The sequence below is a fragment of the Streptomyces scabichelini genome (assembly GCF_011045015.1).
Classification (GTDB): Bacteria; Actinomycetota; Actinomycetes; order Streptomycetales; family Streptomycetaceae; genus Streptomyces; species Streptomyces scabichelini.
Genome location: NZ_JAAKZY010000132.1, coordinates 1 through 20,305 on the forward strand (window position 1 = coordinate 1; position 20,305 = coordinate 20,305).

22 protein-coding genes are annotated in these 20,305 nt (G+C 71.3%); 13 read left to right on the forward strand and 9 right to left on the reverse strand.

Going from position 1 to position 20,305, the window contains the following annotated elements; translation table 11 throughout:
• Window positions 1-333 precede the first annotated feature (333 nt).
• The gene (locus tag G5C60_RS32570; RefSeq protein ID WP_165264613.1) at window positions 334-1,008 is read left to right on the forward strand and encodes a DedA family protein; all 675 of its coding nucleotides are present in this window, start codon (window positions 334-336) and stop codon (window positions 1,006-1,008) included.
• A gap of 186 nt (window positions 1,009-1,194) precedes the next feature.
• Here the strand turns inward: G5C60_RS32570 and G5C60_RS32575 are convergent, their stop codons facing one another.
• Window positions 1,195-1,731 carry a gamma carbonic anhydrase family protein gene (locus tag G5C60_RS32575; protein ID WP_165264639.1) on the reverse strand — a complete coding sequence of 179 codons (537 nt, stop codon included), beginning with the start codon at window positions 1,729-1,731 and terminating at the stop codon, window positions 1,195-1,197.
• An 86-nt stretch (window positions 1,732-1,817) separates the two neighbouring features.
• Here G5C60_RS32575 and G5C60_RS32580 point away from each other — a divergent pair, with 86 nt between their 5' ends.
• Entirely contained in the window at window positions 1,818-2,642 is an 825-nt protein-coding gene (locus G5C60_RS32580) for an acyltransferase (RefSeq protein ID WP_165264640.1), read from the forward strand.
• Between the two features lie 48 nt (window positions 2,643-2,690).
• Here G5C60_RS32580 and G5C60_RS32585 read toward each other — a convergent pair whose 3' ends face one another.
• Window positions 2,691-3,542, reverse strand: a complete 852-nt coding sequence (locus G5C60_RS32585) for an EamA family transporter (RefSeq protein ID WP_165264614.1) — start codon at window positions 3,540-3,542, stop codon at window positions 2,691-2,693.
• Between the two features lie 93 nt (window positions 3,543-3,635).
• On the opposite strand from G5C60_RS32585, the gene G5C60_RS32590 reads away from it, so the two are divergent.
• Both G5C60_RS32590 and G5C60_RS32595 read left to right on the forward strand, forming a co-directional pair.
• On the forward strand, window positions 3,636-4,208 hold the full coding sequence (locus G5C60_RS32590) for a cupin domain-containing protein (RefSeq protein ID WP_165264615.1): 573 nt from the start codon (window positions 3,636-3,638) through the stop codon (window positions 4,206-4,208).
• A 43-nt stretch (window positions 4,209-4,251) separates the two neighbouring features.
• On the forward strand, window positions 4,252-4,809 hold the full coding sequence (locus tag G5C60_RS32595; protein WP_165264616.1) for a YbaK/EbsC family protein: 558 nt from the start codon (window positions 4,252-4,254) through the stop codon (window positions 4,807-4,809).
• An 18-nt stretch (window positions 4,810-4,827) separates the two neighbouring features.
• Here the strand turns inward: G5C60_RS32595 and G5C60_RS32600 are convergent, their stop codons facing one another.
• The gene (locus G5C60_RS32600) at window positions 4,828-5,922 is read right to left on the reverse strand and encodes a cation diffusion facilitator family transporter (RefSeq protein ID WP_165264641.1); all 1,095 of its coding nucleotides are present in this window, start codon (window positions 5,920-5,922) and stop codon (window positions 4,828-4,830) included.
• Window positions 5,923-5,996: 74 nt separating this feature from the next.
• Here G5C60_RS32600 and G5C60_RS32605 point away from each other — a divergent pair, with 74 nt between their 5' ends.
• Entirely contained in the window at window positions 5,997-6,344 is a 348-nt protein-coding gene (locus tag G5C60_RS32605) for an ArsR/SmtB family transcription factor (protein WP_165264617.1), read from the forward strand.
• Between the two features lie 21 nt (window positions 6,345-6,365).
• On the opposite strand, the gene G5C60_RS53295 is transcribed toward G5C60_RS32605, so the two are convergent.
• Window positions 6,366-7,925: an FAD-dependent oxidoreductase gene (locus G5C60_RS53295; protein WP_165264618.1), complete on the reverse strand. Its 1,560-nt coding sequence runs from the start codon at window positions 7,923-7,925 to the stop codon at window positions 6,366-6,368.
• Between the two features lie 149 nt (window positions 7,926-8,074).
• Between G5C60_RS53295 and G5C60_RS32615 the strand changes: the two genes are divergently transcribed.
• From G5C60_RS32615 to G5C60_RS32625, 3 genes are all read left to right on the forward strand, one after another.
• Window positions 8,075-8,251, forward strand: coding sequence for a hypothetical protein (locus tag G5C60_RS32615; protein ID WP_165264619.1), 177 nt, complete (start codon window positions 8,075-8,077; stop codon window positions 8,249-8,251).
• A gap of 281 nt (window positions 8,252-8,532) precedes the next feature.
• Window positions 8,533-10,803 carry a catalase gene (locus G5C60_RS32620; protein WP_165264620.1) on the forward strand — a complete coding sequence of 757 codons (2,271 nt, stop codon included), beginning with the start codon at window positions 8,533-8,535 and terminating at the stop codon, window positions 10,801-10,803.
• A 33-nt stretch (window positions 10,804-10,836) separates the two neighbouring features.
• The gene (locus G5C60_RS32625) at window positions 10,837-11,652 is read left to right on the forward strand and encodes a VOC family protein (RefSeq protein ID WP_165264621.1); all 816 of its coding nucleotides are present in this window, start codon (window positions 10,837-10,839) and stop codon (window positions 11,650-11,652) included.
• An 80-nt stretch (window positions 11,653-11,732) separates the two neighbouring features.
• Here the strand turns inward: G5C60_RS32625 and G5C60_RS32630 are convergent, their stop codons facing one another.
• From G5C60_RS32630 to G5C60_RS32640, 3 genes are all read right to left on the reverse strand, one after another.
• A complete protein-coding gene (locus tag G5C60_RS32630) occupies window positions 11,733-12,140 on the reverse strand; it encodes a CoA-binding protein (RefSeq protein WP_165264622.1) in 408 nt (135 codons plus the stop codon).
• Between the two features lie 86 nt (window positions 12,141-12,226).
• The gene (locus G5C60_RS32635) at window positions 12,227-12,790 is read right to left on the reverse strand and encodes a hypothetical protein (RefSeq protein WP_165264623.1); all 564 of its coding nucleotides are present in this window, start codon (window positions 12,788-12,790) and stop codon (window positions 12,227-12,229) included.
• Window positions 12,790-12,969 (reverse strand): hypothetical protein, encoded by a 180-nt coding sequence (locus G5C60_RS32640; RefSeq protein ID WP_165264624.1) that lies wholly within the window; start codon window positions 12,967-12,969, stop codon window positions 12,790-12,792. The genes G5C60_RS32635 and G5C60_RS32640 overlap by 1 nt, the downstream gene beginning before the upstream one ends.
• A gap of 149 nt (window positions 12,970-13,118) precedes the next feature.
• Here G5C60_RS32640 and G5C60_RS32645 point away from each other — a divergent pair, with 149 nt between their 5' ends.
• A complete protein-coding gene (locus G5C60_RS32645; protein WP_165264625.1) occupies window positions 13,119-13,694 on the forward strand; it encodes a TetR family transcriptional regulator in 576 nt (191 codons plus the stop codon).
• Between the two features lie 115 nt (window positions 13,695-13,809).
• Window positions 13,810-14,097 (forward strand): hypothetical protein, encoded by a 288-nt coding sequence (locus G5C60_RS32650; protein WP_165264626.1) that lies wholly within the window; start codon window positions 13,810-13,812, stop codon window positions 14,095-14,097.
• A gap of 601 nt (window positions 14,098-14,698) precedes the next feature.
• Here the strand turns inward: G5C60_RS32650 and G5C60_RS32655 are convergent.
• Entirely contained in the window at window positions 14,699-15,346 is a 648-nt protein-coding gene (locus tag G5C60_RS32655; protein WP_165264627.1) for a TetR/AcrR family transcriptional regulator, read from the reverse strand.
• A 139-nt stretch (window positions 15,347-15,485) separates the two neighbouring features.
• Between G5C60_RS32655 and G5C60_RS32660 the strand changes: the two genes are divergently transcribed.
• The 3 genes from G5C60_RS32660 (at window position 15,486) to G5C60_RS32670 (ending at window position 19,282) form a co-directional block, all read left to right on the forward strand.
• Window positions 15,486-17,039 carry a DHA2 family efflux MFS transporter permease subunit gene (locus G5C60_RS32660; protein ID WP_165264628.1) on the forward strand — a complete coding sequence of 518 codons (1,554 nt, stop codon included), beginning with the start codon at window positions 15,486-15,488 and terminating at the stop codon, window positions 17,037-17,039.
• Window positions 17,036-18,469 carry a DHA2 family efflux MFS transporter permease subunit gene (locus G5C60_RS32665; RefSeq protein ID WP_165264629.1) on the forward strand — a complete coding sequence of 478 codons (1,434 nt, stop codon included), beginning with the start codon at window positions 17,036-17,038 and terminating at the stop codon, window positions 18,467-18,469. Before G5C60_RS32660 ends, G5C60_RS32665 begins: the two co-directional genes overlap by 4 nt.
• Before the next feature lie 72 nt (window positions 18,470-18,541).
• Complete coding sequence (locus G5C60_RS32670; protein ID WP_165264630.1) at window positions 18,542-19,282, forward strand: class I SAM-dependent DNA methyltransferase; 741 nt, start codon at window positions 18,542-18,544, stop codon at window positions 19,280-19,282.
• Window positions 19,283-19,291: 9 nt separating this feature from the next.
• Here the strand turns inward: G5C60_RS32670 and G5C60_RS32675 are convergent, their stop codons facing one another.
• Window positions 19,292-20,224: an arginase family protein gene (locus G5C60_RS32675; protein ID WP_338145998.1), complete on the reverse strand. Its 933-nt coding sequence runs from the start codon at window positions 20,222-20,224 to the stop codon at window positions 19,292-19,294.
• Between the last annotated feature and the right edge of the window lie 81 nt (window positions 20,225-20,305).

A 20,305-nucleotide genomic window follows, 5' to 3' on the forward strand; every position in this document is an offset into this window, starting at 1 on the left:
CGCAGAGCCAGCGCCTGGGCCGAGGTCGCCCGACGCGTCCACCGCTCCAACTCCGCCCGCTCCTCAGCAGACAGCAGCAATGGCTCCAGTTTCGGGCCCCGACGAGGAACTGACGCACCAGCAGTAGGAGTCACATACCAACTAACGATCAACTACTGGCGCAGGACACTAGTACCCCGTATGCACCCCGTATCCCCGCTTCGGTACCCGTAGCACCAGGGCAACCAGTGGTAGCCAGTTGTCGTCCCAGTGAACAGGTACGCTGCACCGGCGCGCGCTCATCGGAGAGCGCACGCCGGGAACGCGGGTTCGGCGACATGGGAGGAAACGGCGTTGCACGTCCAGGAATGGCTCGAGACCGTGCCTGCGGTCAGCATCTACGTCCTGGTGGGCGTGGTCATCGGTCTGGAGAGCCTGGGCATTCCGCTGCCCGGCGAGATCATCCTCGTCTCCTCGGCGCTGCTCGCCTCCCAGCACGGCGAGATCGACCCGTTCATCCTCGGTGCGTGCGCCACCGCCGGCGCCATCATCGGGGACTCCATCGGCTACGCCATCGGCCGCAAGGGCGGACGTCCGCTGCTGGCCTGGCTCGGCGGGAAGTTCCCCAAGCACTTCAGTGAGGGCCATATCGCCACGGCGGAACGGTCCTTCGAGAAGTGGGGCATGTGGGCGGTCTTCTTCGGCCGCTTCGTCGCCCTGCTGCGGATCTTCGCCGGCCCCCTCGCGGGCGTCCTGCGCATGCCGTACTGGAAGTTCCTGACCGCCAACGTCCTCGGTGGAATCCTGTGGGCGGGCGGCACCACGGCGGTCATCTACTACGTGGGCGTGGTCGCCGAGTCCTGGCTCAAGCGCTTCTCCTGGCTCGGTCTGGTGGTGGCCCTGCTGATCGGGCTCGTCTCGATGCTGGTCCTCAAGCGCAAGGCGAAGAAGGTGACGGCCGAGAACGCCACGGCGCGGGCGGCTGCCGCCGAGGGGGAGCTGGGGCGCGAGCCGGTCCCTGCGGAGTAGCTCCGCAGGGTGAGCGGGGGGACTGCGGGTGCTTGGGGATCTGCGGGCCGGTTGTGGCTGGGCGCGCAGTTCCCCGCGCCCCTGTGGGGGCTGCGCCCCCATGCCCCCGTCTCAGGTTTTGTTTCGAATGCGGGTCGTTCGTGGCTGGGCGCGCAGTTCCTCGCGCCCCTATGGCGCTGCGCCCCCTTATGGGGTGCTCTCTTGGGCCGTGCGGTGTGTCTGGGCCAGTTCCGTGTACACGGCGGCGTTGAGTGCGATGCCCTCGCGCTCCTCCGTGGTCAGTTGCCGCTTTACCTTGGCGGGGACGCCCGCCACGAGTGAGCCCGGGGGTACTCGCATCCCCTGCGGCACCAGCGCCTGCGCGGCGACCAGCGAACCCGCGCCGATCACCGCGCCGTTGAGCACCGTCGCCCCCATCCCGATCAGACAGTCATCCTCGACCGTGGCGCCGTGCACCACGGCGTTGTGGCCGACGGAGACGCGTTCGCCGAGGGTGAGGGGGAAGCCCGGGTCGACATGGAGCGTGCAGTTGTCCTGGACGTTGCTGCCCGTGCCGATGACGATCGGCTCGGACTCGGCACGCAGTACCGCGCCGTACCAGACGCTCGCGCCCGCGTGCAGTGTCACGTCGCCGAGCACCACGGACGTCGGGGCGGCGAACGCCTCCTGATCCACCTTCGGATCCTTGCCGCCCACGCCAGCGATCAGCGCCTTGTGCGTCATCGTCAACTCCTGCTTGTCGTCGGTACCGGCACCGTAAGCCATGGGGGCGGCGCCGGGTGGGGCGGAGATCACAGCCGTACGACCTCATGGGCGCGGCGCCCGCTGAGTACGGTGAGCGGGTGCCCAAGAGCAAGAACACGTTCTCGTCATGGCGGCGTCGCCTCGTCCAGCGTGCCGTCCATGCGGGCTGGGCGTGGGTGCAGCGCACGGGAGCCGTGAGCGCCGACCGCCCGGGGCGGTTCCGCTTCGGTGCGATGGGAACTGGCACCAGGCTCGCCTTCCCGCTCGGCACGGTCTTCGGCGAGCCGTGGATCCATCTCGGCGCGCACTGCATCATCGCCGAACAGGTCACCCTGACCGCCGGATTGATGCCCGACCTCGACCTCGGCCCGGATCCCATCCTGCGCATCGGCGACGGCGTCGTGCTCGGCCGCGGCAGCCACGTCATCGCCGACACGACGGTCACGATCGGCAGCGACTGCTACTTCGGGCCTTATGTCTACGTCACGTCCACGAACCACTCCTATGACGATCCCCACGAGCCCATCGGCAAGCAGTGGCCGCGGATGGAACCGGTGGAGATCGGTTCGGGCTGCTGGATCGGGACGGGCGCGGTGATCCTGCCGGGGGCGCGGATCGGGCGGAACGTCGTGGTGGCGGCCGGCGCGGTGGTACGCGGAGTGGTGCCCGATCACGCGGTGGTGGCGGGAGCCCCGGCGCGCGTCGTGCGGCGCTGGTCGCCCGGCGAGGGCTGGCAGCCGCCGCTGCGTACGCCGGCACCGGTGCCGATACCCGACGGCGTCACCCCGGATCAGCTGCTGGCGCTGGCCGAGCTCGACGACGAGGGCGCCGCCCGCCTTGCCGCGCTGGAGGCGGAGGGCGCCATCGAGGACGTACGGGCTGATTCCTAGCCCGTCCTTCCCGGCCTGTCTTCTCGACTCGCCTTCTCGACCCTCTTCCTAGCCCGTCGCGAGCAGCACCGTGCCTACGAGTGCCAGGCCCGCGCCTGCCGCCTGGAGTCCGCGCAGCCGCTCGCTGAGGAAGCCGCGCGCCGCCAGGGCCGTCACCACTGGATAGAGCGAGGCGAGTACGGCGGCCACCGTGACCGGGCCGTTCTGAGCGGCCAGCGCGTACGTGCCGTTGGCCGCGACATCGGCGAGGCCCACGAAGGCGAGCGCCGGGAGTGAGCTCCAAGCGATCTTCGGCGGGGCCTCGGTGCCGCGTCGGACGGCGACGTACAGGGCCGCGCCGCCCGCCGCGACATTCGTGACGCGCTGGACGAACAGGGCGAGGAAGAGGCCGGTGAGTGTGGTCGACGCCTCGGCGATCAGGGCCATGAACGCGCCGAAGCCGAACGCCGCGAGCAGCGTGAGCAGGACGGCCTGCCGCTGCACGGGGGCGCCCCTGAACTGCGGGCCGCCCGCGAGCACGACTCCCGCCACGGCGACCGCGATCCCGGCGAACTGCAGCAGCCCCGGGCGCTCGCCGAGGACGAGGCCCACCGCGACCGGTACGGCGACACCGAGGGAGCCCAGCGGCGAGACGACGCCCATGGGGCCCAGGGCGAGAGCCTTGTAGAAGGCGAGCATCGCGACAGGGCTGACGACTCCCGCCGCCACCGCGAACCACAGCTGCGTACCCGCCTCGCTCCAGCCGCCCGTCGCGATGACGATCGCGCCGAGGACGACCAGCGCGATCGACTGCGAGACGACCACCACCGCCAGTGCCGACGTACGTCGAGTCAGCAGCCCGCCGCCGAAGTCGGCAAGCCCCCACAGGAGGCTTGTGGCCAGGGCGAAGAGTGCTGTCACGGGGTACCTCGCAGTACAGTGCAGTGAACAATCGGGTGCACCACACCGTAGTGCACTGTATTGAACTCTGTCATTCAGAATATTGGACGTGATGTGTCGGACCTCGATCTGCTGACCCAGTCCCTGGCGCGCAACGTCAAGCGCTGGCGCACCGAGCGCGGCTTCACCCTGGAGACACTCGCCGCCCGCGCCGGGGTCAGCCGCGGCATGCTCATCCAGATCGAGCAGGCCCGCACCAACCCGAGCCTGGGCACCGTCGTCAAGATCGGCGACGCGCTCGGCATCAGCATCACCACGCTGCTCGACTACGAGCAGGGCCCGAAGGTGCGGATCGTCCCGGCCGAGCAGGCCGTACGGCTCTGGCACACCGACGCCGGCAGCTACAACCGGCTCCTCGCGGGCACCGAGGCGCCGGGACCGCTGGAGATGTGGGACTGGCTGCTGATGCCGGGCGAGGGCAGTTCCTCGGACGCGCACCCGGTCGGCACGGTCGAGCTCATCCACGTCACGGCGGGCGAGCTGACGCTCACCGTCGACGGCACGGAGCACCGGGTCCCGGCGGGCGCGAGCGCCTCCTTCGAGGCCAACGTCCCCCACACGTATGCCAATTCGGGCGACGTTCCGCTGGAGATGGTCATGGCGGTGTCGGTCCCGGGCGTGCACTGAGACACCCGTCGAGAGCCGCCCGTACGCCTGTTAGCGTGCGGTCATGCGCGCACCCATCGGACACTTCGACAACGCCACGCCCGCGCCCGACTGCCTCGACGCACTGACCCGCCCCGTCGCCGACGCGGTGCGCGACTGGCGCGGCAGCGTCCCCGCCGACCAGATCGTCTACGTCGACACCGAGCCGGAATGGGCCGACACCGCGACGTTCCTCGAGCACTACGGCAAGGAACTCCTCGAACGGTCCGCCAACTGCGTCGTCGTCGCGGGCAAGCGCGGCGGGGAGACCACGCTCGCCGCGTGCGTCGTGCTCTCCGGCACCCGGGTCGACGTGAACGGCGTGGTCCGGCGCCAACTCGGCGCGCGCAAGGCGTCGTTCGCGCCGATGGACACGGCCACGGGCGAGACCGGCATGGAGTACGGCGGCATCACGCCGATCGGGTTGCCCGGCGACTGGCCGGTCCTTGTGGACTCGGCCGTCGTCGACCTGCCGTACGTCCTGGTCGGCAGCGGCCGCCGGCGCGGGAAGCTGCTGGTCCCGGGGAAGGCGTTCGCGGAGTTGCCGAACGCCGTGGTGCTGGAAGCGCTCGGGGTCGCCTGACCTCGTTCGGCGAACGGGTCAGGCCGTCGCGTGGTGGGCCAGGGGCAGATGGGGATCCGTCTCGCCGGGCGCGGGTGACGGATCGGCGTGGACCAGGGCCGCGGTGAGCCCGGAGACGGCGTGCAGCAGGGCGTGTTCGGCCTCGACCGCGATGCGATGAGCCTGCCGTACGCTCGCGTCGCCGTCCACGACCACCGCCACCTCGGCGCGCAGCCGGTGCCCGATCCAGCGCAGCCGCAGTTCGCCCACGGCCTGGACGCCCGGCACCTCCCGCAGCGCCCGCTCGGCCGTGTCCACCAGCGCCGGGTCGATCGCGTCCATCACCCGGCGGAAGACCTCGCGCGCGGCGTCGCGCAGCACCAGCAGCAGGGCCGCCGTGATCGCCAACCCCACGATGGGGTCGGCGAGTTGCCAGCCGAGCGCCGCGCCGCCCGCGCCCAGCAGGACGGCGAGCGAGGTGAACCCGTCCGTGCGCGCGTGCAGGCCGTCCGCGACGAGCGCGGCCGAGCCGATCGCGCGGCCGACACGGATGCGGTAGCGGGCCACCCACTCGTTGCCCGCGAAGCCGATGACGGCCGCGGCGGCGACGACCGGAATGTGCTCGACCGGGCGCGGATCGAGCAGCCGGTCGATCGCCGTCCAGCCTGCGAAGACCGCGGACGCGGCGATCGTCAGCACGATCACCAGGCCTGCCAGATCCTCGGCGCGCCCATAGCCGTACGTGAACCGCCGTGTCGCCGCACGTCGGCCCAGTACGAAGGCGATCCCCAGGGGCACGGCTGTGAGCGCGTCCGCGGCGTTGTGCACGGTGTCGCCCAGCAGCGCGACGGAACCGGAGACCACGACGACGCCCGCCTGCGCCGCGGCGGTCACGCCGAGTACGGCGAGCGAGATCCACAGGGCTCGTATGCCGCGGGCGGAGGACTCCAGGGCGGCGTCGACCTTGTCGGCGGTCTCGTGGGAGTGGGGGGTGACGAGGTGGCGGAGCCGGTGGAGCGGACGGGAAAGGCGCCCGCGAAGCCGGTGCCCGTGGCTGTGGCTGTGGCTGTGGTCGTGGTCGTGCCCGGGATGGCCGTGACCGTCGTGGCTGTGGCTGTGGTGCTCGGCGCTCACGAGGATCCCCTTTCCGTACGCGGGAGTGGACTCGGCGAGGCCCACGAAGCCATTATGTGCGTATAAGCGCACGCATGCACCTGTCACCTGCGCACGATGCGCACCCGCGTACCCCCGGCGAGGAACAGTTCGCCCTCGCCGCGGAAGTCCTGGCCCTCCTCGGCGACCGCACCCGTCTCGCGCTGCTGCACGCCCTGGCCGACGACGAGGCCGACGTCACGACCCTCACGGAGCGGTGCGGCGCCGCCCGCCCGGCGGTCAGCCAGCATCTGGCCCGACTGCGCCTCGCGGGCCTTGTGAACACCCGCAAGGAAGGCCGCAGGGTGATCTACTCCCTGCGGGACGGCCATCTGCGCCGGGTCGTGGACGAGGCCCTCAACCTCGCCGACCACCGGCTGAGCGGCAGCCCCGCGCACGACTGAGCCCGGACTGAGCCCGACCGGTCAGTCCTCCTGTGGCTCCTCTTGCAGCTCCTCCTCGCGGACTTCGCGCTGCTCCAGGGCGTGTGTCGCGGGGCCCTGGACCACCTGTCCGTCCGTATCGAAGCGGGAGCCGTGGCACGGGCACTCCCAGGCACGCTCGGCCGCGTTGAACGCGACCAGGCACCCCATGTGCGTACACCGCGCGGACACGGCGTGCGTACGGCCGTCCTCGTCGCGGTAGACCGCGCTGCGCTGTCCGCCGTGGCGGATGACGGCACCGGTGCCGGGCGCGATGTCGGCCAGGGAGTCGGCGTGCGACGGCGGCAGGCGGTCGCCCACGAAGTGCCGGGCCACCTTCGCCTGGTGCCTGAGGAAGGCCGGTGCCTCACGGAGTACGGAACGCAGGCGCCGCGGATCGTACAGCTCGGCCCACGGCGGGCGGTCGCCCGTGATGAGCCCGGTCAGCAGCCGGCCCGCCATGATGCCGCTGCTCAGCCCCCAGCCGCCGAACCCCGTCGCCACGTACGCGTGGCGCGAGACCGGAGGCAGATGGCCGACGAGCGGCACGGTGTCGGTGGAGTCGTTGTCCTGCGTGGCCCACCGGTAGGTGGGCGTGATGTCCGGGAAGTGCTCCTCGGCCCAGTCGGTGAGGCGCGCGAACCGTTTGTCGGTGTCGCCGGTGCCGGGCGTGAAGTGCTCGCCGGTGACGATCAGCAGCCTTCGGCCGTCCTCGTACGGGGCGGTGCGGACCGAGCGGGTGTCCTCCTCGGGCGTGATGTACATGCCGTCGGGATCCCGGTCGGCCGCGATCGGCGCGGCCACCACGAGTTCGCGGCGCGGGGACAGCCGGGTGAACAGCAGCGCCCGGTCGAAGACCGGATAGTGCGTGGCGATCACGACGTCGCCGGCGGTCACCTGGGCTCCGGTCTCGGTCGTCAGACGGCACGCGGCGCCCGTTTCGAGGCCGAGGACCCGCGTGCGCTCATGGATCAGCGCGCCGCGGGCCCGCAGATCCTCGACGAGGGCGAGCAGGTACTTGCGGGGGTGGAACTGGGCCTGGTGCGCGACACGGACCGCGCCCGCCACGGAGTAGGGGAGACCGGTCTCGGTCACGAACTCCGCGGAAAGACCGGCCTCACGCGCGGCCTCCGCCTCGGCGCGCACCTCGTCGACCCGGCGCTCGTCCCGGGTGTACGTGAACGCGCTCCGCCGCTCCCAGTCGCAGTCGATGCCCAGCTCGTCGACGACGGCCGCGGCGTGCTCGATCGCCTCGGTCTGCGAGCGCGCGTACAGGTGCGCCGCCTCCGGGCCGCGCGTACGGCGCAGCCGGTCGTAGATCAGCGTGTGCTGGACGGAGAGCTTCGCGGTCGTGTGGCCGGTGACGCCCGCGGCGATGCGGTCGGCCTCGAGAACCGCGACGCTGCGCCCGGCCCGGGCCAGTTCCCAGGCCGTGCTCAGTCCGGCGATGCCCGCGCCGACCACGGCCACGTCGACGATCACGTCCGTGTCGAGCGCGGGATACGTCTCCCCGGGCGCCGTGTCCATCCAGTACGAGCCCCGGATGTCTGCCTTCTCGGTCATGCGCTCCGAGTCCCCCCGAACCGCGGACCGAAGCGTCCGCCCGCCGGGCGCGGAACGCACCACCCCCGTTTCAGCGGAACGCACCGTCCGTTTCAAACGCGGCGGTCGGGTACTCGGTGTCCCGAGCGGAAGACGTAGGAGGTGCCCCCATGGAACCTGGCACCAGCGTGGACATCGAGACGTTCGGCGACGAGCCGGCGGCCGGAGAGCGCAGGACAGGAGATGGTGCGCGCGCTGTGCTCTCCGCTCGGAGTACCCGCAGGGACGACAGGGGTGAGAAGGAGCTCGGGGAGCCGGAGAGCCACATCATCCTGGGCGAGGACTGAATGCGGGCGTGCCGCTCGGCGCGGGTGAACGACTGCGGGTGACAGGCTGGTCGCGAAGGGCCCTGGGCCCCGGAAGGGACGCGGGGCCCTTCCGGGGCCCAGGGCCTTGTTCAGGTGGGATTCGGGCGGGTTTCGGGCCGGGTTCGGTGGGGTTTGATGGGGTTCAGGCGGGGGTGAACCAGGGATCGGCAAAGCTTCGGTCGTCGATCGGCGGCGTGGGTTCAAGGGGCCGACCAGGGGTACCCAGGCGGCGCAGACCACTCCCGAGCGTTGGAAGTGCGATGAGCGACAAGAACCCGCTGAAGGCCGCAACGCAGAAGGCCACCGACGCGCTGCGCGGCGAAGGACCGGCGGACGGCGTTCCCGGCAAGCCCGGAGCGCAGTCGCCGCCCGTCGACGAACCGACCGAACCCCACGCGCCACTCCCGCCCAAAGCCGACCAGGGTGCCCCTGACACCGTCAGTGCCACCGGCCGGCCCACGGGAGCCGACCGGACGGTGAGGGCCCAGGGTGACGCCTACTTGACCACGGCCCAGGGGGCCAGGCTCTACGACACCGACCACTCCCTGAAGGCCGGCGAGCGAGGGCCCGTCCTCCTCCAGGACCACCACCTGCGGGAGAAGATCACCCACTTCGACCACGAGCGCATCCCCGAGCGGGTCGTGCACGCACGGGGTGCCGCCGCGCACGGTGTCTTCCAGAGCTACGGCACCGCCGCGAAGGTCACCAAGGCGGGCTTCCTCGGCGGCGAGGTGGAGACTCCGGTGTTCGTACGGTTCTCCACGGTCCTCGGCTCGCGCGGCTCCTCGGACACGGTGCGCGACACGCGGGGCTTCGCGACGAAGTTCTACACCGACGAGGGCACCTTCGATCTGGTCGGCAACAACATCCCGGTCTTCTTCATCCAGGACGCCGTCAAGTTCCCGGACGTCATCCACGCCGGGAAGCCGCACCCCGACCGTGAGATCCCCCAGGCACAGAGCGCCCACGACACGTTCTGGGACTTCGTCTCCCTGCACACCGAGGCCACCAACCACACCCTGTGGAACATGTCCGACCGGGGCATCCCGCGCTCCTTCCGCATGATGGAGGGCTTCGGCGTGCACACCTTCCGGCTGGTGAACGCCGAGGGCGCCACCACGCTGGCGAAGTTCCACTGGAAGCCGAAGCTGGGCGTGCACTCCCTGGTGTGGGAGGAGGCGCAGCTGATCAACGGCATGGACCCGGACTTCCACCGGCGCGACCTCGCCGACGCCATCGAGGCCGGTGCCTACCCGCAGTGGGAGCTGGGCATCCAGACCTTCCCGGACAATCCCGAGCAGACCTTCGAGGGCATCGACCTGCTCGACCCGACGAAGATCGTCCCGGAGGAGCTGGCACCCGTACAGCCCGTGGGCCTGCTGACGCTGAACGCCAACCCGTCCAACTTCTTCGCCGAGACCGAGCAGGTCGCCTTCCACCCCGGCCACCTCGTGCCCGGCATCGACGTCACCGACGACCCGCTGCTGGCCGGCCGGCTCTTCTCCTACCTGGACACCCAGATCAGCCGCCTGGGCGGGCCGAATTTCGCGCAGATCCCGGTCAACCGCACCCACGCCCCGGTCAACGACATGCACCGGGACGGCATGCACCAGACGGCCGTGCACACCGGAGCGGCGCCCTACCGGCCCAACTCCCTCGACGGAGGCTGCCCGTTCCTCGCGGGCGCCGACACCCGTGCGTACATCGAGACGCTGGTGGAGGTGCCGGCGGGCAGGAAGCAACGCGAGGCCCCCGCCTCCTTCTCGGACCACTTCAGCCAGCCGCGGCTCTTCTGGCGCAGCATGACGCCGGTGGAGCGCGAGCACATCATCGCGGCGTACACCTTCGAACTGGGCAAGTGCTACGAGCAGGCCGTCAAGGAACGGCAGCTGCAGTCGCTCGCCAACATCGACCCCGAACTGTGCGAGCAGGTCGCCACCGGTCTCGGCCTGCCCGCACCCGAGGCCACCGTGCCCCTGACCGCCGTCGACCCCAGCCCCGCCCTCTCCCAGCTGGGCCACACCTGGCCGCTGGACGGGCGCGTCATCGGCATCGTCACCGACGAACGGGGCGACCTCGACGGCGTACGCACCGTCCGCCGCGCGGTCCTGGACGCGGGAATGGTCCCCCTGGTGATCGCCCCGGCCGGCGGCAAGCTCGACGCGGAGGGTGAGCCCGTCCAGGTGCAGCGCACCTTCGCGACCGCCCGGTCGGTGGAGTACGACGCCATCGTGCTGGCGGGCGTACCCGGGCCCGGCAGCGACGCCTACGGAGCGCGGGACGCCAAGGCGGGGGATGCTGGAACCGAACGAACCACGGACCCTCGAGTGCTCCTGCTGCTGTCGGAGGCCTTCCGGCACGGAAAGGCCATCGGCGGCTGGGCGGGTGCCGAAACCGCTCTGGACGCCGCGGGCATCCCGGCCGGTGCACCGGGCGTCGTGACCGCGGACAGCGGCACGAGCGCCCTGGAACAGATCACCCGGCTGCTGGGCGAGCACCGCGTCTGGGAGCGATTCGGCGCCGGCGGCTGAGCACGCCGGTCAGGAAAGCAGGACGGTACTGCCATGAACCGCGACACAACTCTCCAAAGCGATGTCATCTCCAGCCAGTCGGTGTTCGGTGCCCCGTGCTGGGTCAGCCTGACGGCACGCGACGAAGCGACCGCGGAGGACTACTACCACGCGGTGTTCGGCTGGAAGTTCCGGTCGGCCAGTCTGGGTGACCGGTTCCGGATCGCATACGCGGACGATGTGCCGGTCGCGGGTGTCGCGGCCGTGGCCTCCATGTGGCAGATGGCCGTTGCCTGGACTCCCTACTTCGCCGTGTACAGCGCCGACGAGGCCGTGGCCCGGGGGCAGGAACGCGGTGGTACGACAGCGGTCGGCCCGATCGCGTTCCCCCCGGGCCGGGCCGCTCTCCTGGCGGACCGCGACGGAGCCGTGTTCGGCATCTGGGAGGGCAAGCTCATCGCCGGCTGGGAGAGCTGGCGCCGCGCCGCCCCGGCCTTCGTGCGGCTGCACACCCGCGATGCCTTCGACGCCGCCATGTTCTACGGCGAGGTCCTCGAGTGGGCCTCCGCTCGGCCCGGCTGCTGCCAGGTCGACTACGAGGCGGACGAGGTCGTCCTGCGCAGTGACGGAGAGATCGTGGCCCGGATCCACTCCGGTGCCGTGGAGGCTGCGCCCGATCCCACGATCAGGCCGCACTGGCAGATCCACTTCGCCGTCCCCGACGTCGAGGCCTGCGTCCGCGCCGCGCGGACGCATGGCGGCACCGTCGTCCGGGTCGGCACGTCCCCTACGGAGGTCCCTCCGACGGAGGCGGTGCTCCGCGATCCCGACGGAGCCCAGTTCACGGTGACCTCGCGGAGGAACCGCTGAGCGGTCCGCTGGGGGCGCGGTTCGAAGCTGCGGGTTCGTCGTGGCTGGTCGCGCAGTTCCCCGCGCCCCGAGCTTGGGGCTCAGCCGAGTCGGGGGATCTCGATCGCCGGGCAGCGGTCCATGACCATGTCAAGGCCTGCCGCATGCGTGCGCTCGTACGCCGCCTCGTCGATCACCCCGAGCTGGAACCAGACCGCCTTGGCGCCGATCCGTGTGGCCTCGTCGGCGACCGGGCCCGCGAGATCGCTGTTGACGAACACGTCGACCACGTCGACTTCGAAGGGGATCGCGTCGAGGGACGGATATCCCTTCTCCCCGTGAACCGTCTCGGCCTTCGGGTGCACGGGCACGATGCGCTTGCCGTAGCGCTGGAGGACGTCGGCGACCCCGTATGCCGCGCGGCGCTCGTTCGTCGACAGGCCGACGATCGCCCAGGTGTCGCCGAGTTCGGTCAGGATCTTGCGAACCGTTGCTGAGTCGCCGTACACGATCGGCCTCCTTTGGCTGCCTGCAGTGCCTGCTGAGTGCCTGCTCTGGCAGGCAACAGCGGGCGGTGAGCGGTGATTCCCTCCGGTCAGGCCCGGGCCGTGGTCGCCGTGTCCACCGCGGCGCCACCGGCCCGTTCGGCTCGCTGCTCGCGTTGTGTCCGCCAGCCGTACCGGGTGAGGCCGCGCGGCTTGTGGACCGACAGAGCCGTGGTGATGAGCAGCACGGCCACGGCGGCAGCGGCGTCGACCACGAGCTGGACCCTCATCCCGCTGAGGTCGCTGCCGGACAGGCTCGTCCGGGCCGCCGTGTCCGCCACCTGTTCGGCCACCTGCATGTGCAGCAGCAGAAGGAACGTGGCCACGACGGTCAGTACGAGTTTCGCCAGCACCCAGTAGTGGCGAATCAGCCCCCATGTCGTGCCCAGCGACTGGACGAGCCCGGTCACCAGGGAGGCGAACGCCAGCGGGACGATCACGTACCAGCCGGTCACCTCCGTGGCGAGGTACACCCCGCGGACCCGCTGGGCGTCCTCGCCCGTCAGGCCCACGACGGCGAGCACCAGGAAGACGGCCACCGATCCGAGCCAGCCGACCGAGGCCGCGACATGCGTGGTGAGGGCGACTTTGCGCAGGCCGGGCGACATCGCCATCAGTGGCCGCCGCCGTGCATGCCGGGACCCATGCCGCTGCCGGTGAGGTGCAGCACGAGGAACAGGACGATCACGGCGAGGGCCACGGCCCCGGACACCTTCACCCAGCGCGGGGCACCAGGGGTTGTTCCGCGACCGGGTGCCGCACCGGTGGTGGGCTCGGACGGTGAGTCGGTCATGCGAAGTCCCTTGGTCGGGTTGTTCTGGCGGTCGTGGCGGTCGTGGAGGTCGAGTTCTTCGGCTTCTTCGGCGGTAGCAACACTTATCGATACAGAGTGTCTACGTCAAGCCGCACTGTATCGACATCGCCGCCGCGTACACTGAGCCGGTGCCGAAACTGTGGAACGAGACCATCGAGGAGCACCGCCGCGCCGTACGCGACGCCGTGCTGGAGACCACGGCGGCGCTCGTGGCCGAGCAGGGGCTGCGGGGCGTGACGATGTCGCGGATCGCCGAGGAGAGCGGCATCGGCCGGGCCACGCTGTACAAGTACTTCCCGGACGTCGAATCGATCCTGGAGGCCTGGCACGAACGCCGGATCGCCGGCCATCTCGACGAACTCGCCGCGCTACGGGACCGGTCCGGCACCCCAGGGGAGCGGCTGGAAGCCGTGCTGGAGCGCTACGCGTTCATCCAGCAGCAGCGGCGCGGCCATGACGGAGAGCTCTCGGCCGCCCTGCACCGAGGCGGCCATGTGGCGCACGCCGAGCAGCATCTGCGCCACTTCATTCGGGGGCTGCTGGTCGAGGGGGTCCAGGCGGGCCAGGTGCGCGAGGATGTCGCGCCGGACGAGCTGACGGGTTACTGCTTGCACGCCCTCACCGGAGCCGGAGCCCTGTCGTCCAAAGCCGCGGTGCGGCGACTCGTCGCGGTCACGCTGGCCGGGCTGCGGCCCCAGGACTGACAGCTCGCCGAAGCAAACAAGTCATTTGCATGGCTCGTTGACGCGGTGTTTCGGGGGAGCTGGTGGATCAACGTCGTCGAGCCGTTGGCATCACGGCGCCAGCGCCGCAGTGGCCGTGTCGGAGCCGGCCGAGAGCGGGCACGAACGCGCGGCGGAGCGGGCTCCGCTCCCTGCCGCGACGGCGGACGGGCGGCATGACGGCCACGGCTCGCCGCACCCGGCCGAGCATTGCGCCTCCGGGTTGCCGCAGCAGGGTGCGGCGGTGACGCATCCCGGCTTTGCAGTCCAGGTTCGCAAACCGGTCACTCCCGTACGTCCCACCCTGAAGCCGGGTCTCACCGGCGTCGAACTCCACGGGGCGTCCGCCGTGGACCTGAGATCGTCCGTGGTCCAGCAGGTCTAGGCAACGCACAGTCCTCCCACCCGGCCGTTCCGCCGCTCCCGCCCTCGCCGGACGGGCGCCAGGAGGAGACACACGGGCCTGCGCCCGCGGCCGCCCCTGCCTTGGCGGCGTCGGCGTCGGCGTCGGGCGGTTCAGAGCCGCACACGCCGCACGGTGCCGAGGCGTGCGCGCCGGACGCTGTCGTCCGTACGACGGTCCAGACGCCGGAGCAACCACTCATCGGCACGGACGCGCCGGCGGTGGTCGTCACCGGGGCCGTGGCACTGTGGCACCCGCTCGCGCTGCGTGAGACGTGCAGACGCCGACGAGTGCGCAACGGCCGGGCGGTAGTCGTCCGTACGTCCCGGTGGCGCATCTAGCTCTCTCGCCCGCAGCCGGCATCACCACACGGCTGCCGCGTCCCGACGGGACCGAACGCGGACGGACGATCCGCCTCGTCACCGTCGCGCGCCTGCGCGGCCGCACTGTACGGCCTGCACAGCACCGGCCGTCTGAAGGCTCCCGTCACCGAGCCGCAACCCGCCACCGTCCGACCTTCGGCCCACTGACCCAGGGGCGGGCACCGTTCGGTGCCCGCCCCTGCTGGGCCGTCTCGGCTTCGTCAGGCGGGCCGTGGACCGTAGTAGTGCAGGAACATGTCGACGCCGTTGGTGACGAGGCGGTCGGTGAGGTCCTCCTCGATGTGCGTGCCGTAGGCGCCGAAGACCATGTGGGGGAAGACCAGGAGGGCGTAGAGCTGGATGATGGCCGCCTCCAGGTCGGGGATCACCAGTCGGCCCCGGTCGGCGAGTGTGCGCAGCGCGTTCGCGACAGCCGGGTGGTGGCCCGCGGGGCCACGGTGCTGCCAGGTCCGGCTCAGTTCGGGGAAACGGTGGGCTTCGGCTGCCACGAGGTTGAGCAGCGCCGTCACGTCGTTGTTGCCGCGCACCGACCGCACCCAACCGCGGGCGACGTCGACGAGAGCCGCTCGGAGGTCCTCGGCCTCGGCCAGTTTTTCGAGCGCGGCTGATGAGTCCGCGGCGAGGGGTTCGTCGAGGGCGCCCGCGATGACCGCGCTGAACAGGGCTTCCTTGCTGCCGAAGTGGTTGTAGACGGTCACCTTGGACACTCCCGCCGCGGCGGCGATGGCGTCCATCCCGACGCCGAAACCCTCTCGCAGGAAGAGCTCGCGGGCGGCCCGCACGATGGCCTGCCGCTTGAGCTCGGCACGGGGTCCGCTAGGGCGCTGCTTGACACCTTCCACGCTCATGGACCGAGCCTAGCATCCACCTGAACTGTACAGTTGAGTTCATATGAACTGTGCCGTACAGTTCAGTTGGTGGCGCGGCAAAGGCGTACGGCGCTTCGGCCGTGCGGAGCCCGCGCCCCCCTTGCCCTGGGAGGATCGCGTGTCTTCGACGACCCGTCCGCTCACCGCACCACTGCGGTCCGGCGCCCCGCCCGGCCGGCGATCGCTCACCCTCGCCGTGGTCAGCGTGAGCCTGCTCGTCGTCGGGCTCGACACCACCGTGCTGAACGTCGCCCTGCCCACGCTCGTCGGTGAACTGGGCGCCTCCACCAGCCAGTTGCAGTGGATCGTCGACAGCTACGCGCTGATGTCCGGCAGCCTGGTGCTGTTCTGCGGCAGCCTCGCGGACCGGCTCGGCCGCAAGTGGGTCTTCATGTCGGGCCTCGCCCTGTTCACGGCGGCGTCGGTGGCCGCCGCGTACGCCGATTCCGTCACCGCACTGGTCCTGGCACGCGGCGCCATGGGCGTCGGCGAGGCGCTGGTCATGCCCGCCACCCTCGCGATCATCGGCCATGTCTTCCCGCGCGGCGCCGAGCGGACGAAGGCGATAGGGGTCTGGTCGGCCGCCGTCGGCGTCGGCACGGTGATCGGGCCGATGGTGGGCGGCTGGCTGCTCAGCCACTTCTGGTGGGGCTCGGTCTTCCTGATCAACCTTCCGATAGGAGTCGCGGGGCTCGTCGCCGCGGCGCTCCTCGTGCCCAACTCCCGGGCGCCGGAGCCCCGGCGGCTCGACCCGGCCGGCGCCCTGCTGTCCGTGACGGCCGTCGCGAGCGTGCTGTGGGCGGTGATCGAGGGCCCGGACCGGGGCTGGACCAGCACGGCCGTACTGTCCGCGTTCGCCGCGGGCGCGCTGCTGCTCACGGTGTTCGTGTTCTGGCAGCGGCGCAGTACGGCTCCCATGCTGCCGCTGGGCATTTTCCGGCATCGCGCTCTCGCCGCCGGTGACGTACTCATCCTGCTCGGCGCCTTCGCGCTGATCGGCACGCTGTTCGTGGTCGTGCAGTACTTCCAGTTCGTACTCGGCTACAGCGCCGGGGAGACCGGACTGCGGCTGGGACCGGCCGCGCTCGCCCTGCTCGTCGCGGGGCCCCTGGCCGGCGTACTGGCCCCGCGCCTCGGCGTACGTACCGTCTCGGCCGCCGGACTCGCGCTGCTGTGCGCCTCCTCCGCGGTGCTCGCCACCACCGGGACCGGGGACGGCTACGGCCGGGCGCTGGTCGCGATGCTGCTGCTGGGTGCGGGCGCCGGGTTCGTCATCACCGCCACCAGCGACGCGATCGTCGGCTCCCTGCCGGAGGCGGACCTCGGCGTCGGCTCGGCGACCAACAGCGCCGCCATCCAGCTCGGCGCCGCTACCGGCGTCGCCGTCGCCGGCAGCCTGCTCTCCGACCGCTACCGCACCGGACTCGAGAACGCCCCTGCTCCCGACGCCCTGCTCGAACCCGCCAAGGAGTCGCTGGGCACCGCACTCGCCCTCGCCGAGCGGCTGCCGGGCGGGGCCGGAGAGGCCTTCGCCGACGCCGCCCGGTGGGCCTTCGTCGACGGCATGGGCCCGGCCATGTCCGCCGGTGCCGTCGTCACCGCCCTCGGCGTCGTCATCGCTCTCGTCTTCGCACCTGCCCGTACCGCATCCCGCCGTAAGGACTCGTCATGACCCATTCCGCAGCCGACGCCTCGCATGCGCCGGAACACGGCCATCTGCCCCCTGATCCGCGCCGCTGGGCCGCCCTCGCACTGATCTGCCTCGCCCAGTTCATGCTGATCCTCGATGTCACCGTCGTGAACGTCGCCCTGCCCGACATGGCCGCCGACCTCGGCCTCGACCGGGAGACCCTGACCTGGGTGGTCACCGCGTACACCCTCTGCTTCGGCGGCCTCATGCTCCTCGGCGGGCGCCTTGCCGACGCCCTCGGCGCCCGCCGCACCCTGTTCGCCGGGCTCGTCCTCTTCACCGTCGCCTCGCTGGTCGCAGGGCTGGCCGAGAACGCTCCCACGCTCCTCGGCGGCCGTATCGCGCAAGGCGTCGGAGCCGCCCTGCTCTCCCCGTCGGCGCTGTCCATCGTCACCACCACCTTCCACGGCGAGGAGCGCAACAAGGCCCTCGGCGTATGGGCGGCGATCGGCGGCTCCGGTGCGGCGGCCGGCGTCCTGCTCGGCGGGGCCCTCACCGACGGACCCGGCTGGCAGTGGATCTTCTACGTCAACGTGCCCGTCGGTCTCCTCGTACTCGCCGCCCTCCCCGTGTTCGTACCGCCGCGCGCCCCGCAGCCCGCCCGGCTCGACATCCCCGGAGCGCTGCTGGTCACCGTGGGCACCGGCGCGCTGATCTACGGTCTTGTGGAAGCGGGCGACTCGGGGTGGGCGGATCCCGCCACCCTGCTGCCGCTGGCGGGTGCCGTGGTGGCGTACGCACTGTTCGCGGTGGCCGAACGGGCAAGCCGCGCCCCGCTGATGGACCTTCGCATGTTCAGCCGGCGGCCGGTTCTCGCGGGAGCGTTCCTGATGCTGATGGCCACCGCACTGCTGATCGCCTTCTTCTTCCTCGGCTCCGTGTACCTCCAGCACCTGCGCGGGTTCAGCGCGCTGAAGACCGGGCTGGTGTTCCTGCCCGTCGCCGTCGCCACCGGCATCGGGGCTCATCTCGGCTCCCGGTTCGTCGGCACCATCGGCAGCCGGACGACAGCCGTCGCCGGGATGGTGATCGCGGCCGCCGGAACGGTACCGCTGACCCGGCTCTCCGACAGCGGCAGCGTGTACGGCGGCCTGCTGCCGGGCCTTGTGGTCGCCTCCCTCGGTATCGGCGCGGTCTTCGTCACCGCCACCACCACCGCGCTGGCCATGGTCGAACACAAGGAGGCGGGACTGGCCTCCGGGGTCGTCAACACCTTCCACGAGGTGGGAGGTTCGATCGGCGTCGCGGTCGTCTCCACCGTCGCGGCCTCCGGCTTCGCCCGCGGCTCCGTCGGCGGCTTCACCGACGCGTTCACGGTGTGCGCGGTGGCGGCCGCCGCCAGTGCGGCCGTGGGACTGGTGCTCGTACCGCGTGGCAAGCCGCAGATGACCGGCGGCCCGCATGTGCACTGACCGGGGCGCGACCCTTCCCGGGGCCCGGAAAATCACGGGCGTCGGCCGGGCCGTAAGCGGTACGGTCCCGGGATGCTTGATGAGGACGGCTACTTCGGAGAGAACGTAGCGGCCACCTATGACGAGTCGTCGGCGGACATGTTCCGCCCGGACATGGTGGAACCGGCCGTCGACGTGCTGGCGGAGCTGGCCGGCGACGGCCGGGCGCTCGAACTCGGCATCGGCACCGGCCGGATCGCACTGCCGCTGGCCCAGCGCGGGATCCCGGTGCACGGCATCGACATGTCCCGGGCCATGGTGGCCCGGCTGCGCGCCAAGCCCGGCGGCGACACCGTCGGGGTGACGATCGGCGACTTCGCCGCGACACGGGTGGAAGGCACGTTCGCGGTCGCCTACCTCGTCTTCAACACCATCAACAATCTGACGACGCAGGACGCCCAGGTGGCCTGCTTCCAGAACGCCGCCTCCCGCCTTCGGCCCGGCGGCTGCTTCGTCATCGAGGTGGGGGTGCCGGAGCTGCGCCGGCTGCCGCCGGGGCAGAACGCCGTGCCGTTCCACATCAGCCCGACGCGGTGGGCGTTCGACATCTACGACGTCGCCACCCAGGAGATGAGTTCGAACTACGTCACGATCGTCGACGGGCGTGCCGAGTACGAGTACTACCCGTTCCGGTACGTGTGGCCGTCCGAGCTGGACCTGATGGCGCGGCTCGCCGGGCTGCGGCTGCGCGACCGGTGGGAGGACTGGACACGGGCGCCGTTCACCAGCGAGAGCCGTGGGCACGTCTCGGTCTGGGAGAAGCCCAGCGACTGACGGCCGGCTTCAGTGGGCGGTGCGCCGCGCCGACAACCCTCGGCACAAACACTCGGTGAGGCGGGCGGCGATGCTGCCGTCCGGGTCCATGCGGGGATTGAAGATCGTGACGTCGAAGCCGACGGCTCGTTCGTCGGCCAGCGCCGTCCGCAGCACGCTCTCGAGTTCCGGCCAGGTCAGTCCGCCGGGGATGCGGTAGTCGACGGCCGGCATGACCGCGTCATCCAGTACGTCGACGTCGAGGTGGACCCAGTACCCGGCGCTCCCGCTCGCGGTGAGCCGTTCGACGGCCTGGCGGGCGGCGGTTTCGGCGCCGAGAGCTCGTACCCCGTCGAGATCGACCGCGTGCAGCTCCGGCGGCAGCGGCTGCATCCCGGCCGCGGCGGACTCCTCGGTGTCGCGGAAGCCGAGGGCGACGACGTCCTCGTCCCTGAGCAGTGGACCGCGGCCTTCCAGGTCCGTCAGCGGGCGGGGGCCGCGGCCCGTGGCCAGGGCCAGTTCCATCGAGGCCACCTCGCCGGTCGGCTCCGCCGACGGCTGGTAGAAGTCGGTGTGGCCGTCGAGGAACAGCAGGCCGTATCGCCCCCGGCGGCGCAGGGCGAGAAGGTTGCCGAGCAGGATGCTGCAGTCACCCCCGAGGACCAGGGGAAAGCCGCCGCGGTCCAGTACGCCGCCCACCGCGTCGGCCAGTCCGACGGAGTACTGCGCGATGCCGACCGGGTTGAGCACCCCCGTGTCGGGGTCCCGCCTCGGGTCGTACTCCGCCGCCTCGACCCTCCCCCACTCTCGGCTTCGCTCGAGCGGGGGGACCCCCATGGCCACCGCCGCCACCCCGAGGCGGTCGAGCAGCCCGGCGTCGCGCAGGGCCGCGGGCAGGTCCTGAACGCCCGACGGCCGCAGCCCGAGCACGGAGGGCGCCTCAATGACCATCAACTCGCGCACGGCCGAACCCCTTTGTCCGTCGACATGCCCCATGGTGTCGAGATGGTGTCGAGTTGCTCGAACACCGACACCACAGGACCA

Excerpts from the sequence above, each read along its gene's own strand:
- G5C60_RS32575 (WP_165264639.1), bottom strand. The coding sequence starts at position 1,731 with ATGACGCACAAGGCGCTGATCGCTGGCGTGGGCGGCAAGGATCCGAAG.
- G5C60_RS32580 (WP_165264640.1), top strand. The coding sequence starts at position 1,818 with ATGGGCGCGGCGCCCGCTGAGTACGGTGAGCGGGTGCCCAAGAGCAAG.
- G5C60_RS32595 (WP_165264616.1), top strand. The coding sequence starts at position 4,252 with ATGCGCGCACCCATCGGACACTTCGACAACGCCACGCCCGCGCCCGAC.
- G5C60_RS32605 (WP_165264617.1), top strand. The coding sequence starts at position 5,997 with ATGCACCTGTCACCTGCGCACGATGCGCACCCGCGTACCCCCGGCGAG.
- G5C60_RS53295 (WP_165264618.1), bottom strand. The coding sequence starts at position 7,925 with ATGACCGAGAAGGCAGACATCCGGGGCTCGTACTGGATGGACACGGCG.
- G5C60_RS32615 (WP_165264619.1), top strand. The coding sequence starts at position 8,075 with ATGGAACCTGGCACCAGCGTGGACATCGAGACGTTCGGCGACGAGCCG.
- G5C60_RS32620 (WP_165264620.1), top strand. The coding sequence starts at position 8,533 with ATGAGCGACAAGAACCCGCTGAAGGCCGCAACGCAGAAGGCCACCGAC.
- G5C60_RS32625 (WP_165264621.1), top strand. The coding sequence starts at position 10,837 with ATGAACCGCGACACAACTCTCCAAAGCGATGTCATCTCCAGCCAGTCG.
- G5C60_RS32635 (WP_165264623.1), bottom strand. The coding sequence starts at position 12,790 with ATGGCGATGTCGCCCGGCCTGCGCAAAGTCGCCCTCACCACGCATGTC.
- G5C60_RS32640 (WP_165264624.1), bottom strand. The coding sequence starts at position 12,969 with ATGACCGACTCACCGTCCGAGCCCACCACCGGTGCGGCACCCGGTCGC.
- G5C60_RS32655 (WP_165264627.1), bottom strand. The coding sequence starts at position 15,346 with ATGAGCGTGGAAGGTGTCAAGCAGCGCCCTAGCGGACCCCGTGCCGAG.
- G5C60_RS32665 (WP_165264629.1), top strand. The coding sequence starts at position 17,036 with ATGACCCATTCCGCAGCCGACGCCTCGCATGCGCCGGAACACGGCCAT.
- G5C60_RS32670 (WP_165264630.1), top strand. The coding sequence starts at position 18,542 with ATGCTTGATGAGGACGGCTACTTCGGAGAGAACGTAGCGGCCACCTAT.